This is a genomic window from Cohnella soli (assembly GCF_042655525.1).
GTDB lineage: Bacteria > Bacillota > Bacilli > Paenibacillales > Paenibacillaceae > Cohnella > Cohnella soli.
On record NZ_JBHSMI010000067.1, the window covers coordinates 901,081 to 923,226 of the forward strand.

The window sequence follows — 22,146 nt, forward strand, 5'->3', positions numbered from 1 at the left end:
CCTGTATTGATAAAATGACAGCAACGATACCAACGAAGGGACGATCCGAATGAAGCCTTTCCGCAAACCGTTTGCCCTCGACCCGTTGTTTCCTTTCGAGATCGTCCACCGGGACCGAAAATCATCGACAAGCGAGTTGCCCGATCATCTGCACGACTTGTTCGAATTGGTTTACGTGCACGAAGGTTATGGCACTTTTTTTATCGACAACACCTTCTACGAAAAACGTCAAGGGGACTTGTTTCTCATTCCCGGCAATACGATTCACCGATCGTTCACGGACATCGAACAGCCCATCGTTTCGACGGCCGTCTTTTTCGCGCCGGCATTTGTTCGAATGGATGAATTAGGCGATGGCTATGTCCCGTTCGAATGCTTTGAATCCGCCCGTAAGAACAAACAGTTCAAGCTCGATCTCCCCGAGACGTTCGGACGGCAATTCAGTTCTACGCTCGACGAAATCGCGGAGGAGCTCAAGAACAGAAGGAAAGGCTTTCGGCAATCCGTGCGACTTCACCTGCAAAGCCTGCTTCTCGGCTTAAACCGATTGGTGTCCGCCGCTTCGGACGGCAACCGGGACAAAAGCGCCGGCCCAAAATGGTTGATGGACGCCTTGCGGGAAATCGACGATAATCCTGGCCAATCCGGCTGGCTGAACAGTCTCGCAGCCAAAGCGTGCGTCAGTCCCCACCATTTTTCCAGAACGTTCAAAAAGCTAACAGGTATGAATGTGACCGATTACGTCAACGCCAAACGACTCGTCCGCGCCAAGGAGCTGCTGCGGGCCACGGACGACAACGTCGAATCGATCGCGTTTGCCTGCGGATTTCAAAGCCTGCCCTATTTCTACCGGGCGTTCAAGTCGTTGACCGGTATGTCGCCGAGAGCGTACCGGACGGAAGGATCGCGTTCCCACTAAAATGAAATCGCCGGTATCCCTCCAACGGAGAGAGCCCGGCGATTTATTTCATTTCATGAATTGCTTTTTATTTACGGCATGGCTCGGCGGTACTCAATCAAACTAAACGATGTGAAACGTCGCAGCACTCACCCGGGCGTGCCTCGAACCTCGTTAAACTTCAACGCCCAGTTATTTATCCCTCTAATAACCAATTAAGATCCACGTTAAATCGTTTGCGAAGAGCAATTAACGAATCCGCAGAAGGTTTTGTTCGATTTCACTCAAACGACCTTGTGAAATTCCCAAACCCAATTAGACTAACCTAAAAAAAGAAACAACAGCAGCCATGGACAGAAAATAAAGTCCTAGACTGCTGCTGCTGCTTTATTGAACTAACGCCCCCAATAGTCCAATAACAAGACATTCTTATCTTGAATGTTGCTCTTGACTTGGAGTGTACTCCAAGTTGTATAGTGATCGTTAATCAAGTAAATATCACTTGTAGGGGGCGTAATCATGAGCACATCAAAAATAGTTTTGATCACTGGCGGAAACAAAGGTATTGGTCTTGAGACTGCTAGGCAACTGGGCAAACTAGGATTCACAATATTGCTCGGTTCAAGAGATGAAGCAAGAGGACAGGAAGCGACGGCTACCCTGACGGCTGAGAACATAAATGCAAAGGCAATTACCCTGGACATAACAGACTTGGATACAATACAATCCGCAGTAAAACAAATTGATGATCAGTATGGAGCGCTTGATGTTCTGATTAATAACGCTGGCGTGTGCTTGGAAAGTGGTCTTCCTCCGAGTCAACTGGAATTAACTGTTCTAAGGAATACTTATGAGACAAATGTTTTCGGCAGTTTTTCTGTCACTAAGGCAATGCTCCCTTTGATTAAAAAATCGCCTGCTGGCAGAATTGTAAACCTTTCAAGCGGCTTGGCTTCCTTGACCGAGTATGATATCCCGGAATCGGATGCCGAAAAATACGGAGTAAATTTGCTCGCCTACATGAGTTCGAAAACGGCTGTCAATGCACTAACAGTCTTGTTTGCCAAAGAATTAAAAGATACGCCGATCAAGATAAATTCAGCTGATCCAGGGTACACAGCTACGGATTTGAATGGGCATACGGGTTATCGTACCGTTGAACAGGGCGCTTCCATTGTCGTGAAACTCGCCACCCTTCTGGGCGATGGTCCGAACGGCGGTTTCTTTGATGAGAACGGAGTGATACCGTGGTAATACGTCAGGAGGTGCGGCAAAGTGATCGACATTCCCGAAACCGTAAGCACAATTAAACAGGCGGCTGAATTCACGGGGCTGTCTGAAGATACGATCCGCTATTACGAGAAAATCGGCTTACTTCCGTATGCCGATCGCACAGCAAGCGGACACAGAACGTACAGTAAACATCAATTGGATGGCATGGTCTTTTTAACGAGACTCAAAGCAACCGGAATGACACTGGAAGAAATGAAGCGTTTCCGTAAGCTTTACGAAAGGGGTGAAGCCTCACTCCCTCAGAGAATCTCCATTCTAATCGAACACAAGAATAGAATTCAGAACGAGATTGACAGATTACTGGAGACACAAAGGATGATTGATTACAAAATTGACAATTATAAAGAGGTCCTTGTAAATCCGGATTTAAACAAAAAGTGGAAATCCCCATTTGCCGATTGAGAGCTTTCTTATTGAACTCTTCTGCCCATTAATCAACGGGTGCCAGTCTACTTTATCTTCTTTAGATGTCCAGCGAAAATAAGGTTTTAGACTGAGAAGCTTGATTTAACGGGGGTTATGAAATTGAAGATCAGCTGCCTTCTAAATTTAAGTACTAGATTGGACAAAAAATCAAACAGAGGCGGACCAAGACTTGAAAAATAAAGTCTTAGACTACCGCTGTTGTCCTATAACTAACGTATCCATTCGCTTAATATGCTACGGTAATATATAGGAGCAACCTACTGCTACGCAGTTGTTAAACCTATAATAGTCGAAATAGATGCTAAAAAATTGTAGGCACCATGCCCCCGTCCATACGGATTGGAGAACCTTTAAATGCGGATGCGTAAGGACTGCATACGAATGCAGCCAACCTGCCTATTTCAAAAGGCTTGATAAACCGCTGTATTTCGGATTGGGGCAGGTTTTCAGCATAAAATTTTTTCTCTTTATCCGAAAATGCCATATCATCAGGAAACATACTTTCAATGATTTGATATACATTTTCGGATAGCGTTGGTCCTGGCATGATCGTATTGGATGTGACTTCCGTTCCTACCGTTAGTTTAGATAAGCTTTTTGACAGTGATAATAACATTGATTTGGTTATACAATACTGAGGCATTTGCCCTGAAGGCATAATCGCTTCTTCACTTGCAATAAAGATTATTCGGCCATAATTGTTTTTCAACATTTTAGGCAGATAAAATTTAGATAATCCATTAGCGGCAAGGACATTCGTTCGGAAATATTTTTCCCATACTTCATCGTCAACATCCTCATATGACATGATTTCATAAATACCCATATTGTTAACCAGAATATCGACACGGGAATATTTATCAAATAGAGCTTCTCTTTGCTGAATATCCACTATATCGGCTGTAGCATTCTGAGGAGAGGTAGACGGGAACTCCGATTTCAATTCATTTACTATTCGTTCTACCTCTTCATTATTCCGTCCATTAACGAGGACATTGACGCCTTCTCTGGCAAGTTCAATGGCAATTGCTTTCCCTATGCCTTTCGTCGATCCAGTTACTAAAGCTGTTTTGTTCCTTAATCCCATATCCATAACATATGTCTCCTTTGTTGTTATTCACGGCAAGCTGATTAGAAGCTATTAATTGGAATCCTTGTGCTTTGGATAGGGATTATATTACTTTGTCTGGACCGTTCGGTAACTAGCATACAACGCCAAAATTCTTGTTTAACCCGCCTAATAATAACCCGGAAAATGCTAGCCCTGCGTAGAGCGGGTTAGATTGGGGATTCTATGACGGCGGGTGTGCCTTGAAATATTCGGAACGCCAATTTGAAGGAGTATCGCCTTCCCAAAGGCGAAAGGCGCGGTAAAACGAATTCTGGTCTTCATATCCAATTAAGAAAGCCACTTCTTTTATATCGAACTTGGGGTCTGCTAAGTATTCTCGCGCCTGTTCATGCCGTGCCTGTGTCAGCAGCTGCTTGAATGTTGTCCCTTCGTTAATAAGACGGCGCTGTAGGGTACGATCGCTCATGCCCAACTCACTCGCCACAGCCCGAATGTCAAGGCGCCCTCCGGTTAGGCTGCGCTTCAAGATCCACTTTACCATCTCAGGGATTGAACGGCTGCTCTGTTCATCCAATGACCGGTCCAATACTGGAGTTAGGATTTCCAGTAACTCTTTGTTATACGAAATAAAGGGGCGGTCCAGATCTCTTCGACGCAGCGTCAATCGGTTATCGGTTGCGCCAATCCGAATAGGGCACCCGAAGTAAGCTTCAAGAGCCTTTACATCACCCATCGAGTGAGAAAACTCCACGGATCGTGCAGTTATAGGCTGACCAGTGCCCCGCCGCCCAAGTTCTAGTAGAAAGGCCAGCGTGGTTCCAACTAACACTGGTGGACCGGGTTGCTCGCTACGCAACCATTTCAATTCGATTGTACAGCGTTCGCCCTCTTCGGTTATACGCAAGCTTTCCGGAGGGCACAGCTGTTTGTAGCGAGCCATTCGGTTAAGGGCGTCGCGATAGTCACGAGCATGGTAGGTTGCTAAGACTGTCGGTGGGTATTGTGTCGTTTCAAAGAAGTTTACAAGCTTGATGATTCCGATGGCAGTGTCACCAACGAGATCGGAGTATGCTTGCCAGATTCTGAAATATTGGGCGGTAGTGACTACGGCTGGCTCTGTAATAATGGTGAGCGGCAGCCGCGCTTTGCGAGCTACGTCGTGTGGGGTAATCCCCATTTGTTGTACTCCCGCCCAAAATCCAGACGGGAATTTTATACGGTCAGATTTCATTGCATAGGGGTCTCCTTTAGTTGATCTCTAGCACCACTATAATACCAAATATCGGAATTAATCTGCCTATTAGCTTAATGACGCATCGATAGTCTTACACTTTACTTTCTGAGTCTAATACTTTATTTATCAGTCTATTTTCTAGAACAATTGGAATGGATCAACAAAGGTGAGCACAACATAATATTTTTTAATACCTGTACAGAGTCGTAGGGTAATAAGAAAACACCCCATCAAGGATGAGGTGCTTTCGGTCTAGCGGAACGGGCACTATTTCAGGAGGCAGAAGGCGCAGCTTACAGCCTCAGAAAATCATTCAGAAGAGCCGCGGGCAGCATCGCTTGCCCTTTGACTTTCTGCGGAGCCGCCGACAGAACGACTTCTTTGCCGTCTACCGTCGCTTTTTTAGCGCCTAGACGGAAAACGAGCGTATGCGTTTCGCGAAGGAGCAGAATGTCGTCGCTGTCATGCGACCAGAATACGCGCGCTCCGCCTTTGACCGCTTCGCCGAGCGAAACGAGCCTCGTTTCGTCCGCCTTGGCCGCGAGCATCTGCTGTTTCGTCGGGACGCCTTGGATATAACCGATAACGCCCGATTTTTTATTTTCGAAATTCTGATTGATGAGCTTTTCCACTTCCGGCTTCAAACTGTCGGCTACGATCATTTCGTCGCCCGGATGCTGGATGTTGCTCATGATATAGGAGAAACCGTTCAGGTTGTCCTGCGTCATTAAGCCTGTCGCTTCCGCGCCGGCCGGCAAGCTCAAGATACGGGACAGCTTCTTCGTATCGACGTTATAAGCCCATACGTAGTTGTTCGCGTGCAAGCCGCTGTCTTCGCCGATGAAGAGCGTGCGAAGCTCCTGCGAGAACGACAGGTTGTCCGGATTGGCGACTTTGTCGTCGGCGGCTTTGTTGCCTTTGGCGTCCGGAGTCGGGAGATCCTCGCCCCAAACCAGCCCTTTCATGAAGTACGGCACGTAGGCGCTCTCGATTTTGCCGCCGTCGCGGTCCTTCTTCTCTTCGCCCAAAGACAATTCGTAGGTCACGCCCGCGGAAATTTTATTCACTTGGATGTCGTCGGACGGATCGGCGCCTTTCGAATCTTTCTCCATCGCTTTTTCGAGGTAGGACATCGCGACGTACACTTTTTTGTCCTTGTTGTTGATGGCGACGCCTTCCATCTTGTTGAACTCCGCCGTCGCTCCGAGCACGGCTCCATAACGGCGGGACTCGAGGAATGCCGCCGCTTTCTCCATTCCCGGCTTCACTTTCAAGTACTCCGCTTTGTTGCCTTCGCTGGAGTACACTTTTACGGCCTTAAAGCCGTCCGCGGCGGCATCCGACGTTTCGAAAATGTCGCTGAATTTGGTGCCTTTGTCGATGATCGCTTTGATTTCGCTATCGGACGCTTGCCCGAGCTTAATCCATTGCAAGTCCGCGGAACCGCCGTTCTCCGCGCTCTTCTGGATCCACTTGGCCGCGTACAGCGTGCCAGCGGACAAATCCTTCGCCTTGTCGGCCACGTACATGAACAGCATCGTATTGCCGCCGTCGTCGCCGAAGAAGACGGTTCTCATATCCGGGGCGACGTTGCCGAGCTCATGGGAAAAACGGCCGAGGCTGTAATGCTTGACCACTTTCGTGGAATTGTCGGGCAGCACCGTGACTTCCGGCAAGAAGCCGTAAGCGTAAGGGTTTTCGGCTTTCGAAGAATCATAATAGCTCGAGAAGGAACCGACGAACGTTTTCGTTTTGTCCGCCTCGAAAGCGCGCGCGTCCGGCTCGTATTCTTCGCTTCCCAAGTGGGTGTTCCACGGGGTCAAAGATCCGTTGCACGGAATCCAAAGGCCGCCTACGCCGGAAAAGTCGATTTTCTTCAATTGAACCGGCGTCAGTTCGCCCGTCGTCTTATTCTGATCGAGGGTCGTCAGGCTCATGCTGGCCGGCACTTGGCCGTACGCGGATTTGCCCGAATTGTTCGCGGTAATGTACTCGTAATGCGTAACCAACGCCAGCGGATTGCCGCCTTTGCCCGTCGGCTTGGCGCCCGGAACGGCGAAGAGGCTGTTGGAATCCGGATCGTCGGAAACGTACGGCACGGATTGACCGGCTACGCTCGTGTCCATAATCGGGTTGCCTTTTGCGTCGATCGCGACGCCGGCAATCGTATTGCCGACTTTATCGGTCGTTTTGAACAACTTTTTGTACGAGAGAGGAAACGATTTGACCGTGCCGTCGGAATAGGTCACTTTGATCGAAGCCGTCGTATACAGATCCGCCATTTGAACAGCCGTCGCTGGCGCCGGCATACCGACGAACTCTACGGACTTGACGGAAACGCCTTTGCCGCCTTCCTTTTCGCCATTCGCCGATACCGCCCCCGGAATCGCGGCTGCGAGAACGGCAAATCCCAATACCGGCAGCAACGCTTTTTTGCTCCATTTTTTCCTCTTCATCATTCGAATCTCCCCTCGTCGATTGACTCTGTGATCCTCCTGTTAAGATAGAATAATAGAATTATGGCAGTGTTATGGAGAAGTCCGGATTCGGTAAAATCCAACGATTATCCGCCGGTAATTTCCGACATCAAGCAAAAACGTCTTCGGCGTCCTTCGACGCCGGAGAAGCTTTGCGCAGGGATCAGATGAGTATAAGGGGGATGGAAACTTTTACTTTCTGATCCATTAAGACCACTAGTTTGTCTTGTAGGAACTTGCTTAACGGTGCAGTTCCTTGTTTCTTTTTCTTTCCTTGCTTCTTTCGGCTTTTGGACACCGGTGACATCACGAGTCATCCTTTCCAGAACGGCTTACTCCCCGACATAGTCTACAATTTGGCTTACCGCAATCGCTGGTCTTCTCATGTATCGGCCTATATAGCCTAACTGTGCCTTCATGTTACCTTTTTGCTTCGGGGCATGCACATAGAAGCCTTCCCCATTATTCGAGTAGGCCTTTTGCAATCTTGCTTGTACTTGCTTTTTGTCTCGCTCATTCAAGTTTCGACGAATGAGCTTTAGCACAACCGTCTGCCACTGTTTACGAAGCATTTCAAATGGCACAAAATCGTAGGTCTTCCACTCACCATCTTTTTTCATGCCCCCCATTGTTACCAACATATGTACATGGGGATTGAAGTTTAGTCTTGAGCCGAACGTATGTAATCCGGCAATAATACCGGGGGTCACCTTATGCTTCTTCTCGAAAAAAGCCTTTACGACTCGTACGACTTCATCCATGAATTCCTTCAACAAGTGACGATGCTTTAAGAAGACGTCCCGTAATCCCTCGTCAATTGTCATCACTACATGACGATGATTAACCTGGAACACTTCTTCTTCCAACAGTCTGCTCCATTCTTCCGTCTCCCCACAGGAACAGGTTGTACAGAATCGGCCTTTGCAGCGATAGGGAACAACCCGTAGGTCATGACATCGCTCACAGACCAACAACTTAAATCCATTCTTTGGGTTCCCGCAATCACGAAACTTCGCCACTTCTTTAAGTACGTTTGCCCGTATCTTCCCCTCATGCTTTCGAACAAACTGCTCCCAATGGCCTCTTTCGTCGAACAAGATACGCTTGAGAATATTCGACTCCATGTTTCAACTGTACCAAACAACAAAAAGAGAGTGAAGACCTGCTTCACCCCCAAAAAGTTATAAATTCTATAATGTTTAAAAATACTCCCTGGTACAGTGCACCAGGGAGTTTTTAATCAACTTTATTGTAAATTAAACGACTTTATTGTTAATTAAACAACTTTATTGTTAAAGAACAACAAGAAGATTTCGAACCATCCACATCGTTACTCCACCGTCACACTTTTCGCCAAATTCCTTGGCTTATCAACGTCATGCCCCAATGCCAGCGAAGCGTAGTAGGAGATCAATTGAAGCGGAACGACCGACAGCGCCGGTGTCAGCAGCGGAAGCGTGCGAGGGATCGCAAAATGGCGATCGATCGACTTGCCCGCTTCCGCCTCATGGCCTTCGTTCAGAATGCCTAGGACGTTCGCGCCGCGCGCTTTCGTTTCTTTAATGTTGCTAAGCATTTTCTCGTACAGTTCTTCTTGCGTCAGCAGCGCAATGACAGGCGTACCTTCCTCAATCAGCGCCAGCGTGCCGTGCTTGAGTTCGCCTGCGGCATACGCTTCCGAATGAATGTACGAGATTTCCTTCAACTTCAGCGAGCCTTCCATCGCGACTGCGTAATCGACCCCGCGACCGATGAAGAACAAGCTGCTGTGGTGGGAGATCGACTCTGCCACTTCTTTGAGCGTCTCGGCTTGCGCGAGAATTTTCTCGACTTGCTCAGGCAGCGACTGCATCGCCGCCAGTACATGCGCGACCGCCGCCTCGTCCTGCTTGCCAGTCTCCTGCGCCCAGTACAGACCGAACAGGAAAAACGCTATCAGTTGAGACGTGTACGCCTTCGTAGACGCGACTGCAATTTCCGGGCCGGCCAGCGTAATAATGACGTCATCCGCCTCGCGTGCGACGGAGCTGCCGACGACGTTCGTGATCGCAAGCACACGCGCACCGCAGCGCTGCGCTTCGCGCAATGCCGCAAGCGTATCCGCCGTCTCGCCCGATTGGCTCACAACGATGACAAGCGTATCCGGCGTAATGATCGGCGAACGATAACGATACTCCGACGCAACGTCGGTCTCGACCGGAATGCGCACGAGACTTTCGATGACGTTCTTCCCGACGAGGCCAGCGTGAAGAGCTGTGCCGCAAGCGACGATATGCACACGGTTAATGCCCTTCAGTTGCTCCGCCGACATCTTCAGCTCCGGCAACGCCACGGAACGACCGTCATCGCTAATGCGTCCGCGCATTGTATCGCGATATGCCTTCGGCTGCTCGTGAATTTCCTTTAGCATGAAGTGGTCGAAGCCAGCTTTCTCCGCGGTCATCAAGTCCCAATCGACGTGGAAAATTTCCTTCGCGATCAGGTTGCCTTCGATCGTCAGCAGTTCGACGCCATCGCGCGTCAGAACGGCCATCTCGCCGTCGTTCAATATATAAATGTCACGCGTATGCTCAAGGATCGCCGGAATGTCCGACGCGATATATTTCTCGCCTTCGCCGACGCCGATAATCAAAGGACTCGCGTAGCGAACCGCCACCAGACGATCCGGCTCGTGTTCGGTCAGCACGCCGAGCGCGAAAGCTCCACGCATTTTTTTCACCGCGCGCTGTACAGCCTTGACGATATCCCCGTCATACTCGACCGCGATCAAGTGAGAGATGACTTCGGTGTCCGTCTCCGACAAGAACCGATGACCGGCAAGCATCAATTCTTCTTTCAATTCCAAATAATTCTCGATAATGCCGTTATGAACGACGGAAAATTTCGACGAATTGTCCGTATGCGGATGCGAGTTGACGTCCGAAGGTTTACCGTGTGTCGCCCACCGCGTATGGCCGATGCCAACCGTACCGCGCAGCGGATCGCCGCTCAGCCGATTTTCCAAGTTAGCCAGCCGACCTACTGTCTTCGTCACTTCCAAGCCTTGCTCCGTGAACACGGCGATGCCCGCCGAGTCGTATCCGCGATATTCGAGCTTCTTAAGCCCTTCCAGCAAAATAGGTTGAGATTGTCTGTTTCCGATATATCCAACGATTCCGCACATAATGATATAAGCCTCCGTTTTGGGTTCTCATTCGTCCGGAGAATCCAAAACAAAGCCGACAAGCGAAACAAGCTATATTTAAATAGAGGTTGCGTCCGCCAGCGGCCGTTCTGGCCCCGGACTTCCCGTAAAGTTATCCGTTATGTGCATCGTATCGGAATATTGGCCGCCCGGTCACCCGTTGCGTTTTGTCTTCCGATCGTCGACTTCGATGCGTAAGCCGGAGGGTCCCCGCCGAATGATTCGAACACCCCCACCTCGTCAACTTCCCTGTGCGGCATGGATGGTTGTCTGTCCAGGTCGCAGTCGAAACCGGTTTTCCGTTACCGATTCCGCGCGTCTCCCGACATCGCATGCCTAGGCGAAGTTCTGGCGCTTGTATAACTCGTTTAACCTCTACCCTGCCTTTCCGTTCCAAAATTCTATCCATTATCTTATGCTTTTTGAAAACCAGTTGCAACCTTTTCGCCCACTTTTAATCGCTTTTGAGAATAATCTAATGTTTAACCCCCGTCATTTCTAAATCGAAAAAACCTCACCCACTGCCCGACCGGCGAAGTGGAGTGAGGTTATTCACGCCATTAACTGTCTTTCGCTATGCTTACGCGAGTTCAACCTTTACAACATCCACGATCGCCGCGACATGGCGCTCGATCTCTTCCCGCTCCGGCCCTTCGGCCATAACGCGGATGAGCGCTTCCGTACCGGACGGGCGAACGAGCACGCGACCGTTGTCGCCAAGCGCTGTCTCTGCCGCCGCTACAGCTTCCGCGATCGCTTCATTGCCCGGGTAACGCGATTTATCCGCTACGCGCACGTTCACGAGCACTTGCGGATACTTACGCATCATCCGCTTCAACTCTCCGAGCTTTTTGCCGGACGCGACAATCGTATCAACGAGCTGTACGCCCGTCAGTATGCCGTCCCCTGTCGTGCTGTAATCGAGGAAGATGACGTGGCCGGATTGTTCGCCGCCTAAATTATATCCGCCGTTAACCATCTCTTCCATCACGTAACGGTCGCCGACCGCCGTCTTCGCGGTACTCAAACCAAGCTTACCTGCCGCTTTGAAAAACCCGATGTTCGCCATAACAGTCGTCACGACCGTGTCCTTCGCCAGCTTGCCAGCCCGGCGCATCGCGTCGCCGCAAATACACAGGATGTAGTCTCCGTCCACTTCCTCGCCGTTCTCATCGATCGCGATCAGCCGATCCGCATCTCCGTCGAAAGCAAGCCCAAGATCGGCGCCATGCTCCTTCACCTTCTCGGCAAGCATCTCCGGATGCGTGGAACCGACGCCGGCGTTAATGTTCAGCCCGTTCGGCTCCGCACCGTACGCAATCACTTCCGCGCCTAACGCGCGAAACACTTCCGGCGCAAGTTCGTATGCCGCACCGTGCGCACAGTCTAGCACGAGCTTCACGCCAGCGAACGAACCGCTTACCGTCGTCTTCAAGAATTCAATATATTTCGCTTTCGCTTCGAAATCCGTCGTCACCGAACCGATGCCGCCGCCAACCGGACGAGGCAGCGTATCTTCCTCTGCGTCCATGAGCCGCTCGATCTCCGCTTCCGTCTCGTCAAGCAACTTAAAGCCGTCTCCGCCGAAAAACTTAATGCCGTTATCCTGAACCGGGTTATGCGAAGCCGAGATCATGACGCCTGCATCCGCGCCCATCGTCCGGGTCAAATACGCTACCGCAGGCGTACTGACGACGCCTAACCTGATGACATCGGCGCCGATGGAAAGCAGCCCCGCCGTCAGCGCGCTCTCTAGCATCGCTCCTGAGATACGCGTATCAAGACCGATCAATACTTTAGGTCGCTCAGCGCGCCCTGCAAGAACAACGCCGCCGCAACGGCCAATCCGATAAGCCAGTTCAGCCGTTAACTCTGTGTTCGCGACGCCTCTGACGCCGTCCGTTCCGAAATATTTCCCCATACCCTAATCTCCTACTCCTTCGTCCTGTCACGCTCGCGGGATGTCATATGAGTGCCCGAGCGCGTTACGTCTTATTGGGCGACAGCCTCACCTGCATTATTGCCGGCCGAACCGCCGTCAGTGCCTTCTTCCGGTGTCGTACTTGCCGGTGATGCATCCACAATCTCAATGGTTACGTTCTTCGTTCCTCCGGCCAGTTCCATATACTTCTCCAGGTTCACGATTAGCGGAATGGTGTAGATGCCGATTCCACGCCCGCTCAAGTCGGCGATGACGTCGACATCTCCCGGACTAAGCCTGTCAAGCAGCGCAGGCGCGCCTTGAATCGTGATGTCGGCTTTGCCGCTCACGGGATCCGTAATCGTCGCTTTTAAGCCCTCTCCCAGGCCGCTTAGCGTGATAGGAAGTCCCTCAAGCGTCCTCGTCGCAGACAGCAGGATCTCCACGGTCACTTCCACTTTCTCCGGAGACACTTCGATCAGCGGCGGCGCAATAATGAGCGGAACGGTTATTTTGCCGGAAGCCGTCAAGTTATCCAACTGAATGTTTGCCTCGATGAATTCAATCTTGTCGAGCGCTTCCTGCGGCCCATACACGGTCACTTGCTCGATATCCGGCTTGAAGGACGCGATGCTAAGTCCTGGCTTCATATGCCCGACAAGCTTGAGCTGCAATGGCACCGTCTTAAACGGGTTCGTAATCGGTACCTCGACTTCAAGCACGGCGGGATCGATAACCGCATTGGGAAAAGAATTACCGTCCTTGTCGTAAGCGGCCAGCTTTACGCTTTTGCTCTTGATCGTCTCTTTCTCGCCTTCGACGGAGATCGCCGCGCCGACGTGATCGACTTTCTCAAGCTGGCTCACCGGCAACGTTACGTGAACCCGGTTACCGGGCTTCAGAATCGGCGTACCGACCTTGTAGCCTTTAGCAGGGGCCCCTTCCGTTCGGATGGCGACTTCGAACTCCTTCGTCTGCAGGGCTTCGATATCGACTACGACCATCGATGGAGACATCGATACCGCAGTAATCCCCGGCGGCAAATCTTCGATTAATGGCAGTGTATGCTGACCTTCGCCCACCGTTCGCAAATCGACCTTGAGGCGATAGTCGTTCGGCTTCGCCGCAGTTAGCGCGCTTCGCGTGCCTCTGACGGTCAGCTTGACTTTCTGCGGCTGAAGATTCAGCAGCACATAATTTTTCTCGTCCATGCCGTACGCCTGCACGACCACGTCTTCGATGACCTTCGTCTCGGTAAGCGTCGTCACGCTATTGGGTGAAGACTGTTCCGGATCGAAATGTACGACGGCCCACATCAGAATCGCCAGAGCAAGCGCGACAAGCTTGGAAATTGTCGGATGATTCAACCATTTATCCACGGTTGTCACCCTCTTTCCGCTTCCAGAACGCCTTCCACTCCGTCCCCTTCGACTTGAACTGCGGCCGCAATTCCTCGAACAGCTTCGAAATCAGCGATTCTTCCTTAATGTCGCGGACAATCTGGCCATTGATCGCGAGCGAGATCTGCCCCGTCTCTTCGGACACGATTACGCTGATCGCATCGCACACCTCGGTAATGCCAATACCCGCGCGATGCCTCGTGCCAAGTTCTTTACTGATGAACGGATTTTCCGCTAGCGGCAAGTAACAACCAGCAGCCATAATTGTATTGCCACGTACGATAACAGCTCCATCATGGAGCGGCGTATTCGGAATGAAAATATTGCAAAGGAGCTCCGAGCTTAGCTTCGACTCCATCTTGATACCCGATTCGATGTAATCGTTGAGGCCCGTATTGCGCTCGAATACGATAAGAGCCCCGATCTTGCGCGGCGCCAAGTAATTGAGCGATTTCATTACTTCATTGATGCGCTGGCTGACGTCCAGTTCCTCCGGCGAAGACCGGGTGAACAGCTTGCCCCGCCCGAGTTGCTCGAGCGCCCTCCTGAGTTCCGGTTGGAAAATAATCAGGACAGTCACGACACCAAACGTAAACATCTGGTTCATGAGCCATTTCAGCGTATACAAGTTCAGCCAAGTGCTGAGCGCCCACGTGATAACCAGCAGGAAAATACCTCTGAGCAGTTGGACGGCTCTTGTGCCGCGCACCATTTTAATCAGCATGTAAATAATGTAGCTGACGATAAGAATATCGATAATGTCTTTAATGGAATTTTTTAGTGTCAGCCCGGCAAAATAGTCCAAGACGCAACCCCCCGTCCCGGCGCTGGAATAGTTTACGACGAATATTGTCGAATTAGATCATGTACATCGATATTGCTTCCTTATTATCTTTCTCTACTTGCGTCAAGAAATCCTTTCATCGACACAAAAAAACCTCTCCATGACCCAGAGAGGTTTTACTGCGCATTCCGGATCGCTCTTCTTCCTTTGTCGTACTTCGTCGAATGTGACTATGAGCCGTAAGTGAGCGTCCCGAAAAACGAACTGACCTTGTACCAGAACCAGTCGACAGCGCGGTCGATCGTCTTGATCTGGCCGGCGATATGCGCCGTAGACGCAAGCGGCTTCAGCTCCCCATCGATAACGGTCAGATTGCCGTCGATGTCGCCTAATACTTGAACGTCCCCATTCGTCACCGTCAGATCGCCGACCACTTTCTGGCCTTCGGGAACGATGACCTTGTTCCCTTCGATAATGACGTGCGACAGGTCCGGACCGGATATGGACAACTCCCGGCTTTGATTCCACATCGACAAGAAACTCGACAGCATTACGACGACGAAGATCGCCGCAGCCGATACGGCTGGATGGCGCCCGAACCAGGACGTCCAGGCTCTCGCCGAACTCCGCTTGCGCGGCAGCGACTTCATGATTCTATCGCCAAGGTCTTCCGGCGTTTTCTCTATAGGCAGTGCTTTAACCAGCGCATCGGTACGTTCAAGCGAATCGAATCGGCTCTGGCAAGTCGGACAACCATTCAGATGCACCCGCAGCTCATTCGTATCTTCGCGGGACAGATCCCCATCCAAATAGTCATGCATGTACACGACGGCGACGTTGCACTTCATATCAGCCATCCCTTTCTCTACGGAACGTCAGTCCGCAATCGCTGCTTCTATACTGTACGCGCGGCTTAGCGCCGCGGTTTCATAAATTTGACGAAATGGACGGCCGGAAGATGTTTACAACTTATGCTCGAGCTTCTTACGGAGAAATTCCCGCCCCCGGTGCACCCTCGTCTTGATCGTCGTGACCGGCATATCAAGCACGTCCGAAATTTCCTGCAAACTCATGTCCTGCAAATACCGAAGTATCATAACCGATTTGTATTTCACCGGTAATGTCGCGATTGCTTCCTGGATCAGCTTCTGCGTCTCCGAAAGCAGCAATTCGCTCTCCGGAGTGCGATCGTCGCTAGGCAACATCGCATAACCATCGAGCCCTTCATGCTCCGAAGACTCCGCGTCGAGCGAGTAGACCGCCTTGCGTCTACGGAGTCGGTCGATGCACAGATTCGTCGCGATGCGGTAAATCCAGGTCGAGAACTTCTGATTCTCGTCGTAACGATCCAAATTTTTGTATACTCTCAGGAACGTCTCCTGCACGACGTCTTCCGCTTCCTGACGGTTGCTCGTCATCCGGTAAGCGAGATGGAACAGCTTGTCCTTATACAGGTCCACGATTTCCGCGAAAGCGCGCTGGTCCCCTTTGCGGGCTAATCGCGCCAATCGCGTCTCCACTGGCTTCAATGTGACTCCTCACCACCCTTCCCGGATACTGCTGTCTTCGAAGTTCTGTACTGCGCCGCCGCGATACCAACGACTATAATCACCACTCCAAGCGCCTGCCACGCCGTCAGCGGTTCGCCCAAGATGGCGAATGCACCGAGCACGGCCGCCGGAAGCTCCATCGCGCCAAGTAACGCGGACAGTCCGCTTCCAATTCGTGGAATGCCGAAATTAAAACAAAAGTAAGGGAATGCCGTTCCCAGAAAACCGAGTACCACGCCCCATACGAACAGCGAGCCGCCGATATCGGTCGTAACGATCGAATGTCCAGCATAGATGAGCATTACAAACACCATGGATGCTGTCGACATCATTGCCGACTTCGTCATCGGATCGATTCGCTCCGGAAGAAAACCCGATAAGAAGAAAAACAAGGCGTAGCTCACCGCCGACAGCAAGCCGTACAAGACGCCAACGCCGTCAATATGGCCCAGATCGCCTTCCAGCAAACCAACTGCCAGCACCGTACCTACCGCGATAAGCAGGGCAGATAGCCACTCGGGCTTGCTTGGCCACTTCCTCGCACGAATGCTTTCTAGCAGAATCGTAATCCACGTGTACTGAAAAAGCAAGACGATGGCCAGCGAAGCGTCCAATCGCGAAAGCGTTTCGTTATAGAAACTCGTCGTGAAGCTTAGGCCGACAATGCCGACCGCCGCGAGTGCAAGAAGTAGCTTAAAGCTCATTGCCCCGCTGTTTGGCGACGCCCCTCTTCTTTTCCATCGCGATACGATCAGTGCCAGCCAGAGCAGAGCGGTTCCGAATAATACTTGAGCTTGCGTAATGTCCCCTGAACTCCAGCCGTCTCGTACCGCAAGCTTAACGACAGGTGACAGAATGCCATAGCTGGCCGCTCCCATCAGCACGAACGCAATCGCCCATGCCCTTTTCCCGATTCGACTCATGAACAACCTGCCTTCTCGTCCGATCAATCATTTATACGCCTCTCTCACAGGCGCATGCCGATCTTACTTGCAGGAAAGGGCCCGGGGAGACCCGGACCCTTTCCTATAGCTTGCGGAGCCGTCAGGCTGCAACCGCAAAAGCCTAATCAGCCCGTATTGCGCAAGCCAGCGGCGATGCCGTTAATCGTAAGCAGCACTTCGCGGAGTAGCTCGGCGTCATCGCCATTCTCATCGCGAATGGCGCGAAGCTCCGCCAGCAACTGGACTTGCATATAGCTAAGCGGATCGACGTACGGATTCCGGAGACGAATCGACTCTTGAATAACGGGTACATTGTCCAGAATGTCGTCTTGCCCCGTAATCGCAAGTATCCATTCTTTCGTCTTCGCGTACTCTTCCTCGATCTGCGTGAAAATGCGGTTTTTGATCGTCTCGTCATGGATCATCTCCGAATACTGGCGAGCGATCGTCAAATCGGCTTTGCCCAGTGCCATCTGGAGGTTGTCGATGAGCGACTGGAAGAACGAATACTCGCGATACATCGTGCGAAGCGTCTCCAGCCGTCCGGCATCTCCGTCGACGTACTTGGCGAATGATGTGCCCGCAGCATACCAGGCTGGCAGCAAGTAACGACTCTGCGTCCATGCAAACACCCAAGGAATCGCACGAAGGTCTTCAAAGCGGTCACTGCCTTTACGCTTGGATGGACGGGAACCGATGTTCAGCTCTCCGACTTCCGGAAGCGGCGTCGACTCTTTGAAGAACGTCATGAAGTCCGGATCGCGGAAGATCAAATCCTGATACTTCGTCTGCGCGTCCACCGAGATGTCTTTCATAATGTCTTCCCATTGCGTCTCGAGCTGCTTCTCCTGCGCTGGGTAACGAGACAAGTACGCTCCCGTGATCAAGGCGCCAGTCGCTTGTTCCAAGCTGCGATAAGCGATGCCCTTCATCGAGTAACGCGAAGAAAGCACTTCGCCTTGCTCCGTAATTTTGATGCCTCCGCCGATTGTATGCGGCGGTTGCGCCAAAATACTCCGGTTCAGTGGCATTCCTCCGCGACCGAGCGCTCCGCCGCGGCCATGGAAAAACTTCAGTCGAACGTTATGCGCCTTGGCCGTGCTCGTCAGCTCGTTCAACGCCACGCGAAGCTCCCAGTTCGCCGTCACCATGCCGCCATCCTTGTTGCTGTCGGAGTAGCCGAGCATAATTTCGTGCAAGTCTCCCATTGCCGCCAAGCATTCGCGGTACACTGGCAAGTTAAACAGCGTCTCCATAATCGCAGGCGCTTCGTGCAAGTCGTCGATCGTCTCGAACAGAGGTGCAGCCTGCAGCGTGCTGACGATTGTGCCGTCCGTTTCTCTGTAGAACAAACCGGCTTCCTTCGCAAATACCATGACTTCGAGCAGGTCGCTCGCGCCCTGGGTCATGCTGATCAAGTAACTCGTAATGCAACCGGAGCCGAACTCCTGCTGCGCCCTCTTGATCGTACGGTATACTTCAATACACTCTGTGCTGGATTCGCTCAGCGTGATCGTCTCATTCAACAACGGCTTCGCTTCGGACAGCAATCCGTGCAGCAGGTCAATTTTCTCTTGCTCGGACAGATCCGCGTAACGATCCGTCACTCCCGCTTTCGCAAGCAGTTCCGTCATCGTATTTTCGTGCTCTTTACTATGCTGACGTACGTCGAGCGCGGCCAGATGGAAGCCGAACAGTTCTGCCTGACGTACGAAACGCTTCAAGTAAGCATCCGCTACGAAGTCCGCATAATGATGACGGAGACTACGATCGATAAGCTCGATATCAGCGATCAGTTCCGAAACGGTATGATACCGTTGTTTCGATCCTTTGAGCTCATCGTCCCTCATGTTAACGAGTTTCTGTTGCATATATCTAAGCTTGACGCGGTAAGGCTCTTTGTCGTTCGTCCAAGGCTCTACCGAGCGCAGTTCAACGTTGTCGGCGTCTTCGCGGATCGAAGCAAGCAGTTCGTCCGACACGTCGACGATCGTCGTACTGAAGCTGAGCTGACGGCCAAGGTTACGAATAATGTTCTCATATTTATAGATGACAAGGTTACGTTGCATTTGCAGCGTCTTCCACGTAATATCGGCCGTTACGGACGGGTTGCCATCACGATCGCCGCCGATCCAGGAACCGAAGCGCAAATACGTCGGCACGTGCCAGGATTGTTCCGGATAATACTTGCGGAGACAACGCTCCAGCTCCTCGTACACGTCGGGAAGCACTTCGAACAACGTTTCGTGGAAAAAGTACATGCCATTGCGCACTTCGTCGAGTACCGTCGGCTTGCGATCGCGCAATTCGTCGGACTGCCAAAGCGTCAACACTTCGTTCTGCAGCTTCTCGCGAAGCTTCTCGCGCTCACGATAGGTAAGCGTAGGATTGTCCAGTTCCATCACTTCTTCGGCGATGCGCTTGTGAATGTCGAGAACGTCTCGACGTGTCGCTTCCGTCGGATGGGCCGTCATCACAAGCTCAAGCGAAATATCCGTCAACAGATCGCGCACTTCGTCGATGGACAGATTCGTTTCCTTAAGCTTCTGAACGACGCTCTCAATCGATCCCGGCTGAACCGCTTCGCCCGCCGAGCGCTCGTAATCGCGTTTGCGACGAATACGATGGTTCTGTTCCGCGATGTTCACGAGTTGAAAATAAATCGCAAAGGCACGAATGACTTGATGCCGAATGTCCGGCTCCAATGTTTTTACCGTGCTAATGAATTCTTCATACAGTTCCGGTAAAAACTCGGCGCGCAGCGCCTTGCTCATCTCCCGGATCTTCTCAACATGTTCAAGCAGTTCCCGACCACCCTGATGCACGAGCACTTCACCTAGAATGTTGCCTAGAAAGCGCACGTCCCGACGCAACAGATGATTGGACGGAGAACGTTGGCTAACTGCCATTTCCGTCATCTCATTCACCCCAGACCTTGCTTTTCGAAGAAAAACCCTATCCTTTATCATACTACATCAATCGTCGAAAATCTTCTTTTTCATTAGGTATTCGCAAAAAAAGCTCTCCGAAAATTCGGAGAGCTGACAGTTAGGCCAATGTAAACGGTTGCTTATTCCAGACCGTGCTCAACACGGATTCTGTACAGTCCTTGAACGAGCAACTCAGAAGGCTCGCGGTTCAACAATTGATGTGCCATTAGCACGTGCAATGGCATCGCGCAGACGTTATTCCCGTCGCTGATCGATGGGAATCCGGCCTCTAAAACAGGGCCGTGCTCTTCGTTCAGAGCAAGTCCGGCGTACACTTCTTCAGGAGCGAACTCTTCCTTAAGAGCCGAGATGCAAGAAGGCACGATGACGTTGTCGATTAGCGCTTTCGCTTCATCTTCGGTTTGAGGGGGCTGCGGGAGCAGCTTGCCGCCCGGTGTCTTCATCAAGTCTACATAGAACGAAGCCATCCACATCGAGGGATCGCCGCCCTGCTGGAACTTCGCGATCAACTCGCGCAAGAAGAAACCGCAAGCATAGCCGTCCCCCTGCTCGTCCTTCACTTGATACACGAAAATCGGACCATATACTTGATGCCCCATCACTTGTCCTTCGACGTTGTCGAAATGTTGGTTCAAAGCGACCGTGCCGTTGTGATGTACAGCCGCGATCAGTTCCTTCATTTTCTCTTCCGGAATTTCGACTTGGCTGTCGTCTACCGTTGATCCGTTCGTATCGTTGGACATGTCGCTTCACCGCCTACTGTTCTGGTGGAGTCTAAATAAATAAAACCCTTGTTGAACAAGGGTTAAAGGTCAATTGTGAAAATGCGTGTGAAAACAATGGTCGGGACGACACGATTCGAACATGCGACCCCCTGGTCCCAAACCAGGTGCTCTACCAAGCTGAGCTACGTCCCGAGAAGATAAAGAACCGATCCCGCATTCTGCCGTTCGGCTGAGGTGAATCGATTATGGATACGAAAATACAATGGAGCGGGTGATGGGAATCGAACCCACGCTATTAGCTTGGAAGGCTAAAGTTCTACCATTGAACTACACCCGCAAAAAACGATGGTCGGGACGACACGATTCGAACATGCGACCCCCTGGTCCCAAACCAGGTGCTCTACCAAGCTGAGCTACGTCCCGAGAAGATAAAGTTGAAATGGCGCGCCCTGAGAGATTCGAACTCCCGGCCTTCAGATTCGTAGTCTGACGCTCTATCCAGCTGAGCTAAGGGCGCATATGGAGCGGAAAACGGGATTCGAACCCGCGACCTTCTCGTTGGCAACGAGATGCTCTACCACTGAGCTATTTCCGCATATGAAGATAAAGATGGTGCGCGTAGAGGGACTTGAACCCCCACGGTCGCCCGCCAGATCCTAAGTCTGGTGCGTCTGCCAATTCCGCCATACGCGCATGTATAATTGGATACCATTTAAGAAAAATGGTGAGCCATGAAGGACTCGAACCTTCGACACCCTGATTAAAAGTCAGGTGCTCTACCAACTGAGCTAATGGCTCGAAATTGGCTGGGGATCTAGGATTCGAACCTAGGAGTGACGGAGTCAAAGTCCGTTGCCTTACCGCTTGGCTAATCCCCAACGGTAAGCCTTGCAGTGTAAAGATGGTGGAGGCTGAGGGGATCGAACCCCCGACCCTCTGCTTGTAAGGCAGATGCTCTCCCGGCTGAGCTAAGCCTCCGTATGTTGGTGACCCCTAGGGGATTCGAACCCCTGTTACCTCCGTGAAAGGGAGGTGTCTTAACCGCTTGACCAAGGGGCCATGAATGGTATTGGAAGTGGAGCTCTCAACCGGGATCGAACCGGTGACCTCATCCTTACCATGGATGCACTCTACCTACTGAGCTATGAGAGCATAATCAATACCTATACACAGCGATAGAGAAACTGATCATCAGCCTGGCGGCGTCCTACTCTCCCAGGACCCTGCGGTCCAAGTACCATCGGCGCTGGAGGGCTTAACGGTCGTGTTCGGGATGGGTACGCGTGG

Annotated in this window: 15 protein-coding genes, 11 tRNA genes, 1 rRNA gene and 1 pseudogene; 3 read left to right on the top strand and 25 right to left on the bottom strand. The window is 51.5% G+C overall.

Features of this window, described 5'->3' with window-relative positions; translation table 11 throughout:
• Nucleotides 1-49 precede the first annotated feature (49 nt).
• From ACFPOF_RS33160 to ACFPOF_RS33170, 3 genes are all read left to right on the top strand, one after another.
• A complete protein-coding gene (locus ACFPOF_RS33160) occupies nucleotides 50-919 on the top strand; it encodes an AraC family transcriptional regulator (RefSeq protein WP_378140415.1) in 870 nt (289 codons plus the stop codon).
• A gap of 498 nt (nucleotides 920-1,417) precedes the next feature.
• Nucleotides 1,418-2,152 (top strand): SDR family oxidoreductase, encoded by a 735-nt coding sequence (locus tag ACFPOF_RS33165; protein ID WP_378140416.1) that lies wholly within the window; start codon nucleotides 1,418-1,420, stop codon nucleotides 2,150-2,152.
• Nucleotides 2,153-2,173: 21 nt separating this feature from the next.
• Nucleotides 2,174-2,593 carry a MerR family transcriptional regulator gene (locus ACFPOF_RS33170; protein ID WP_378140417.1) on the top strand — a complete coding sequence of 140 codons (420 nt, stop codon included), beginning with the start codon at nucleotides 2,174-2,176 and terminating at the stop codon, nucleotides 2,591-2,593.
• Between the two features lie 325 nt (nucleotides 2,594-2,918).
• On the opposite strand, the gene ACFPOF_RS33175 is transcribed toward ACFPOF_RS33170, so the two are convergent.
• The 25 genes and pseudogenes from ACFPOF_RS33175 to rrf form a co-directional block, all read right to left on the bottom strand.
• Nucleotides 2,919-3,710: an SDR family NAD(P)-dependent oxidoreductase gene (locus ACFPOF_RS33175; RefSeq protein WP_378140418.1), complete on the bottom strand. Its 792-nt coding sequence runs from the start codon at nucleotides 3,708-3,710 to the stop codon at nucleotides 2,919-2,921.
• Between the two features lie 199 nt (nucleotides 3,711-3,909).
• Entirely contained in the window at nucleotides 3,910-4,920 is a 1,011-nt protein-coding gene (locus ACFPOF_RS33180) for an AraC family transcriptional regulator (RefSeq protein WP_378140419.1), read from the bottom strand.
• Nucleotides 4,921-5,216: 296 nt separating this feature from the next.
• Complete coding sequence (locus ACFPOF_RS33185) at nucleotides 5,217-7,382, bottom strand: alkaline phosphatase PhoX (protein WP_378140421.1); 2,166 nt, start codon at nucleotides 7,380-7,382, stop codon at nucleotides 5,217-5,219.
• Between the two features lie 353 nt (nucleotides 7,383-7,735).
• A pseudogene (locus ACFPOF_RS33190) lies at nucleotides 7,736-8,524 on the bottom strand (IS91 family transposase); the annotation flags it as partial.
• Between the two features lie 206 nt (nucleotides 8,525-8,730).
• Nucleotides 8,731-10,563 (bottom strand): glutamine--fructose-6-phosphate transaminase (isomerizing), encoded by a 1,833-nt coding sequence (glmS, locus tag ACFPOF_RS33195; RefSeq protein ID WP_378140424.1) that lies wholly within the window; start codon nucleotides 10,561-10,563, stop codon nucleotides 8,731-8,733.
• Nucleotides 10,564-11,164: 601 nt separating this feature from the next.
• Nucleotides 11,165-12,505 (bottom strand): phosphoglucosamine mutase, encoded by a 1,341-nt coding sequence (gene glmM / locus ACFPOF_RS33200; protein WP_378140426.1) that lies wholly within the window; start codon nucleotides 12,503-12,505, stop codon nucleotides 11,165-11,167.
• 71 nt (nucleotides 12,506-12,576) lie between these two features.
• Nucleotides 12,577-13,884: a CdaR family protein gene (locus tag ACFPOF_RS33205; RefSeq protein ID WP_378140428.1), complete on the bottom strand. Its 1,308-nt coding sequence runs from the start codon at nucleotides 13,882-13,884 to the stop codon at nucleotides 12,577-12,579.
• Entirely contained in the window at nucleotides 13,877-14,710 is an 834-nt protein-coding gene (gene cdaA, locus ACFPOF_RS33210) for a diadenylate cyclase CdaA (RefSeq protein WP_378140430.1), read from the bottom strand. The genes ACFPOF_RS33205 and cdaA overlap by 8 nt, the downstream gene beginning before the upstream one ends.
• 209 nt (nucleotides 14,711-14,919) lie before the next feature.
• A complete protein-coding gene (locus tag ACFPOF_RS33215) occupies nucleotides 14,920-15,537 on the bottom strand; it encodes a zf-HC2 domain-containing protein (RefSeq protein WP_378140432.1) in 618 nt (205 codons plus the stop codon).
• Nucleotides 15,538-15,651: 114 nt separating this feature from the next.
• Nucleotides 15,652-16,218, bottom strand: a complete 567-nt coding sequence (gene sigW / locus ACFPOF_RS33220) for an RNA polymerase sigma factor SigW (RefSeq protein ID WP_378140434.1) — start codon at nucleotides 16,216-16,218, stop codon at nucleotides 15,652-15,654.
• Entirely contained in the window at nucleotides 16,215-17,162 is a 948-nt protein-coding gene (locus tag ACFPOF_RS33225; protein WP_378140436.1) for an EamA family transporter, read from the bottom strand. The genes sigW and ACFPOF_RS33225 overlap by 4 nt, the downstream gene beginning before the upstream one ends.
• A gap of 146 nt (nucleotides 17,163-17,308) precedes the next feature.
• Nucleotides 17,309-20,101 carry a phosphoenolpyruvate carboxylase gene (gene ppc / locus ACFPOF_RS33230; protein ID WP_378140438.1) on the bottom strand — a complete coding sequence of 931 codons (2,793 nt, stop codon included), beginning with the start codon at nucleotides 20,099-20,101 and terminating at the stop codon, nucleotides 17,309-17,311.
• 152 nt (nucleotides 20,102-20,253) lie between these two features.
• Nucleotides 20,254-20,877: a hypothetical protein gene (locus ACFPOF_RS33235; RefSeq protein WP_378140439.1), complete on the bottom strand. Its 624-nt coding sequence runs from the start codon at nucleotides 20,875-20,877 to the stop codon at nucleotides 20,254-20,256.
• A 97-nt stretch (nucleotides 20,878-20,974) separates the two neighbouring features.
• A tRNA-Pro gene (locus ACFPOF_RS33240) sits at nucleotides 20,975-21,051 on the bottom strand.
• 71 nt (nucleotides 21,052-21,122) lie between these two features.
• Nucleotides 21,123-21,196: transfer RNA gene (locus ACFPOF_RS33245), tRNA-Gly, on the bottom strand.
• A 9-nt stretch (nucleotides 21,197-21,205) separates the two neighbouring features.
• Nucleotides 21,206-21,282, bottom strand: a tRNA-Pro gene (locus ACFPOF_RS33250).
• A gap of 17 nt (nucleotides 21,283-21,299) precedes the next feature.
• Nucleotides 21,300-21,376 (bottom strand) — tRNA-Arg (locus ACFPOF_RS33255).
• A gap of 3 nt (nucleotides 21,377-21,379) precedes the next feature.
• A tRNA-Gly gene (locus ACFPOF_RS33260) sits at nucleotides 21,380-21,454 on the bottom strand.
• A gap of 15 nt (nucleotides 21,455-21,469) precedes the next feature.
• A tRNA-Leu gene (locus ACFPOF_RS33265) sits at nucleotides 21,470-21,552 on the bottom strand.
• A gap of 29 nt (nucleotides 21,553-21,581) precedes the next feature.
• A tRNA-Lys gene (locus ACFPOF_RS33270) sits at nucleotides 21,582-21,657 on the bottom strand.
• Between the two features lie 5 nt (nucleotides 21,658-21,662).
• Nucleotides 21,663-21,737 (bottom strand) — tRNA-Gln (locus tag ACFPOF_RS33275).
• A gap of 24 nt (nucleotides 21,738-21,761) precedes the next feature.
• A tRNA-Val gene (locus tag ACFPOF_RS33280) sits at nucleotides 21,762-21,837 on the bottom strand.
• Between the two features lie 6 nt (nucleotides 21,838-21,843).
• Nucleotides 21,844-21,918, bottom strand: a tRNA-Glu gene (locus ACFPOF_RS33285).
• Between the two features lie 17 nt (nucleotides 21,919-21,935).
• Nucleotides 21,936-22,011, bottom strand: a tRNA-Thr gene (locus ACFPOF_RS33290).
• A 42-nt stretch (nucleotides 22,012-22,053) separates the two neighbouring features.
• Nucleotides 22,054-22,146: ribosomal RNA gene (gene rrf, locus ACFPOF_RS33295) — 5S ribosomal RNA — on the bottom strand; the annotation flags it as partial.

What these genes read in the sequence shown, in the direction of transcription:
- ppc (WP_378140438.1), bottom strand. Translation starts at nt 20,101, where the DNA reads ATGACGGAAATGGCAGTTAGCCAACGTTCTCCGTCCAATCATCTGTTG.
- ACFPOF_RS33175 (WP_378140418.1), bottom strand. Translation starts at nt 3,710, where the DNA reads ATGGATATGGGATTAAGGAACAAAACAGCTTTAGTAACTGGATCGACG.
- ACFPOF_RS33225 (WP_378140436.1), bottom strand. Translation starts at nt 17,162, where the DNA reads ATGAGTCGAATCGGGAAAAGGGCATGGGCGATTGCGTTCGTGCTGATG.
- ACFPOF_RS33235 (WP_378140439.1), bottom strand. Translation starts at nt 20,877, where the DNA reads ATGTCCAACGATACGAACGGATCAACGGTAGACGACAGCCAAGTCGAA.
- glmS (WP_378140424.1), bottom strand. Translation starts at nt 10,563, where the DNA reads ATGTGCGGAATCGTTGGATATATCGGAAACAGACAATCTCAACCTATT.
- ACFPOF_RS33180 (WP_378140419.1), bottom strand. Translation starts at nt 4,920, where the DNA reads ATGAAATCTGACCGTATAAAATTCCCGTCTGGATTTTGGGCGGGAGTA.
- ACFPOF_RS33185 (WP_378140421.1), bottom strand. Translation starts at nt 7,382, where the DNA reads ATGATGAAGAGGAAAAAATGGAGCAAAAAAGCGTTGCTGCCGGTATTG.
- ACFPOF_RS33160 (WP_378140415.1), top strand. Translation starts at nt 50, where the DNA reads ATGAAGCCTTTCCGCAAACCGTTTGCCCTCGACCCGTTGTTTCCTTTC.
- ACFPOF_RS33215 (WP_378140432.1), bottom strand. Translation starts at nt 15,537, where the DNA reads ATGAAGTGCAACGTCGCCGTCGTGTACATGCATGACTATTTGGATGGG.
- glmM (WP_378140426.1), bottom strand. Translation starts at nt 12,505, where the DNA reads ATGGGGAAATATTTCGGAACGGACGGCGTCAGAGGCGTCGCGAACACA.
- ACFPOF_RS33165 (WP_378140416.1), top strand. Translation starts at nt 1,418, where the DNA reads ATGAGCACATCAAAAATAGTTTTGATCACTGGCGGAAACAAAGGTATT.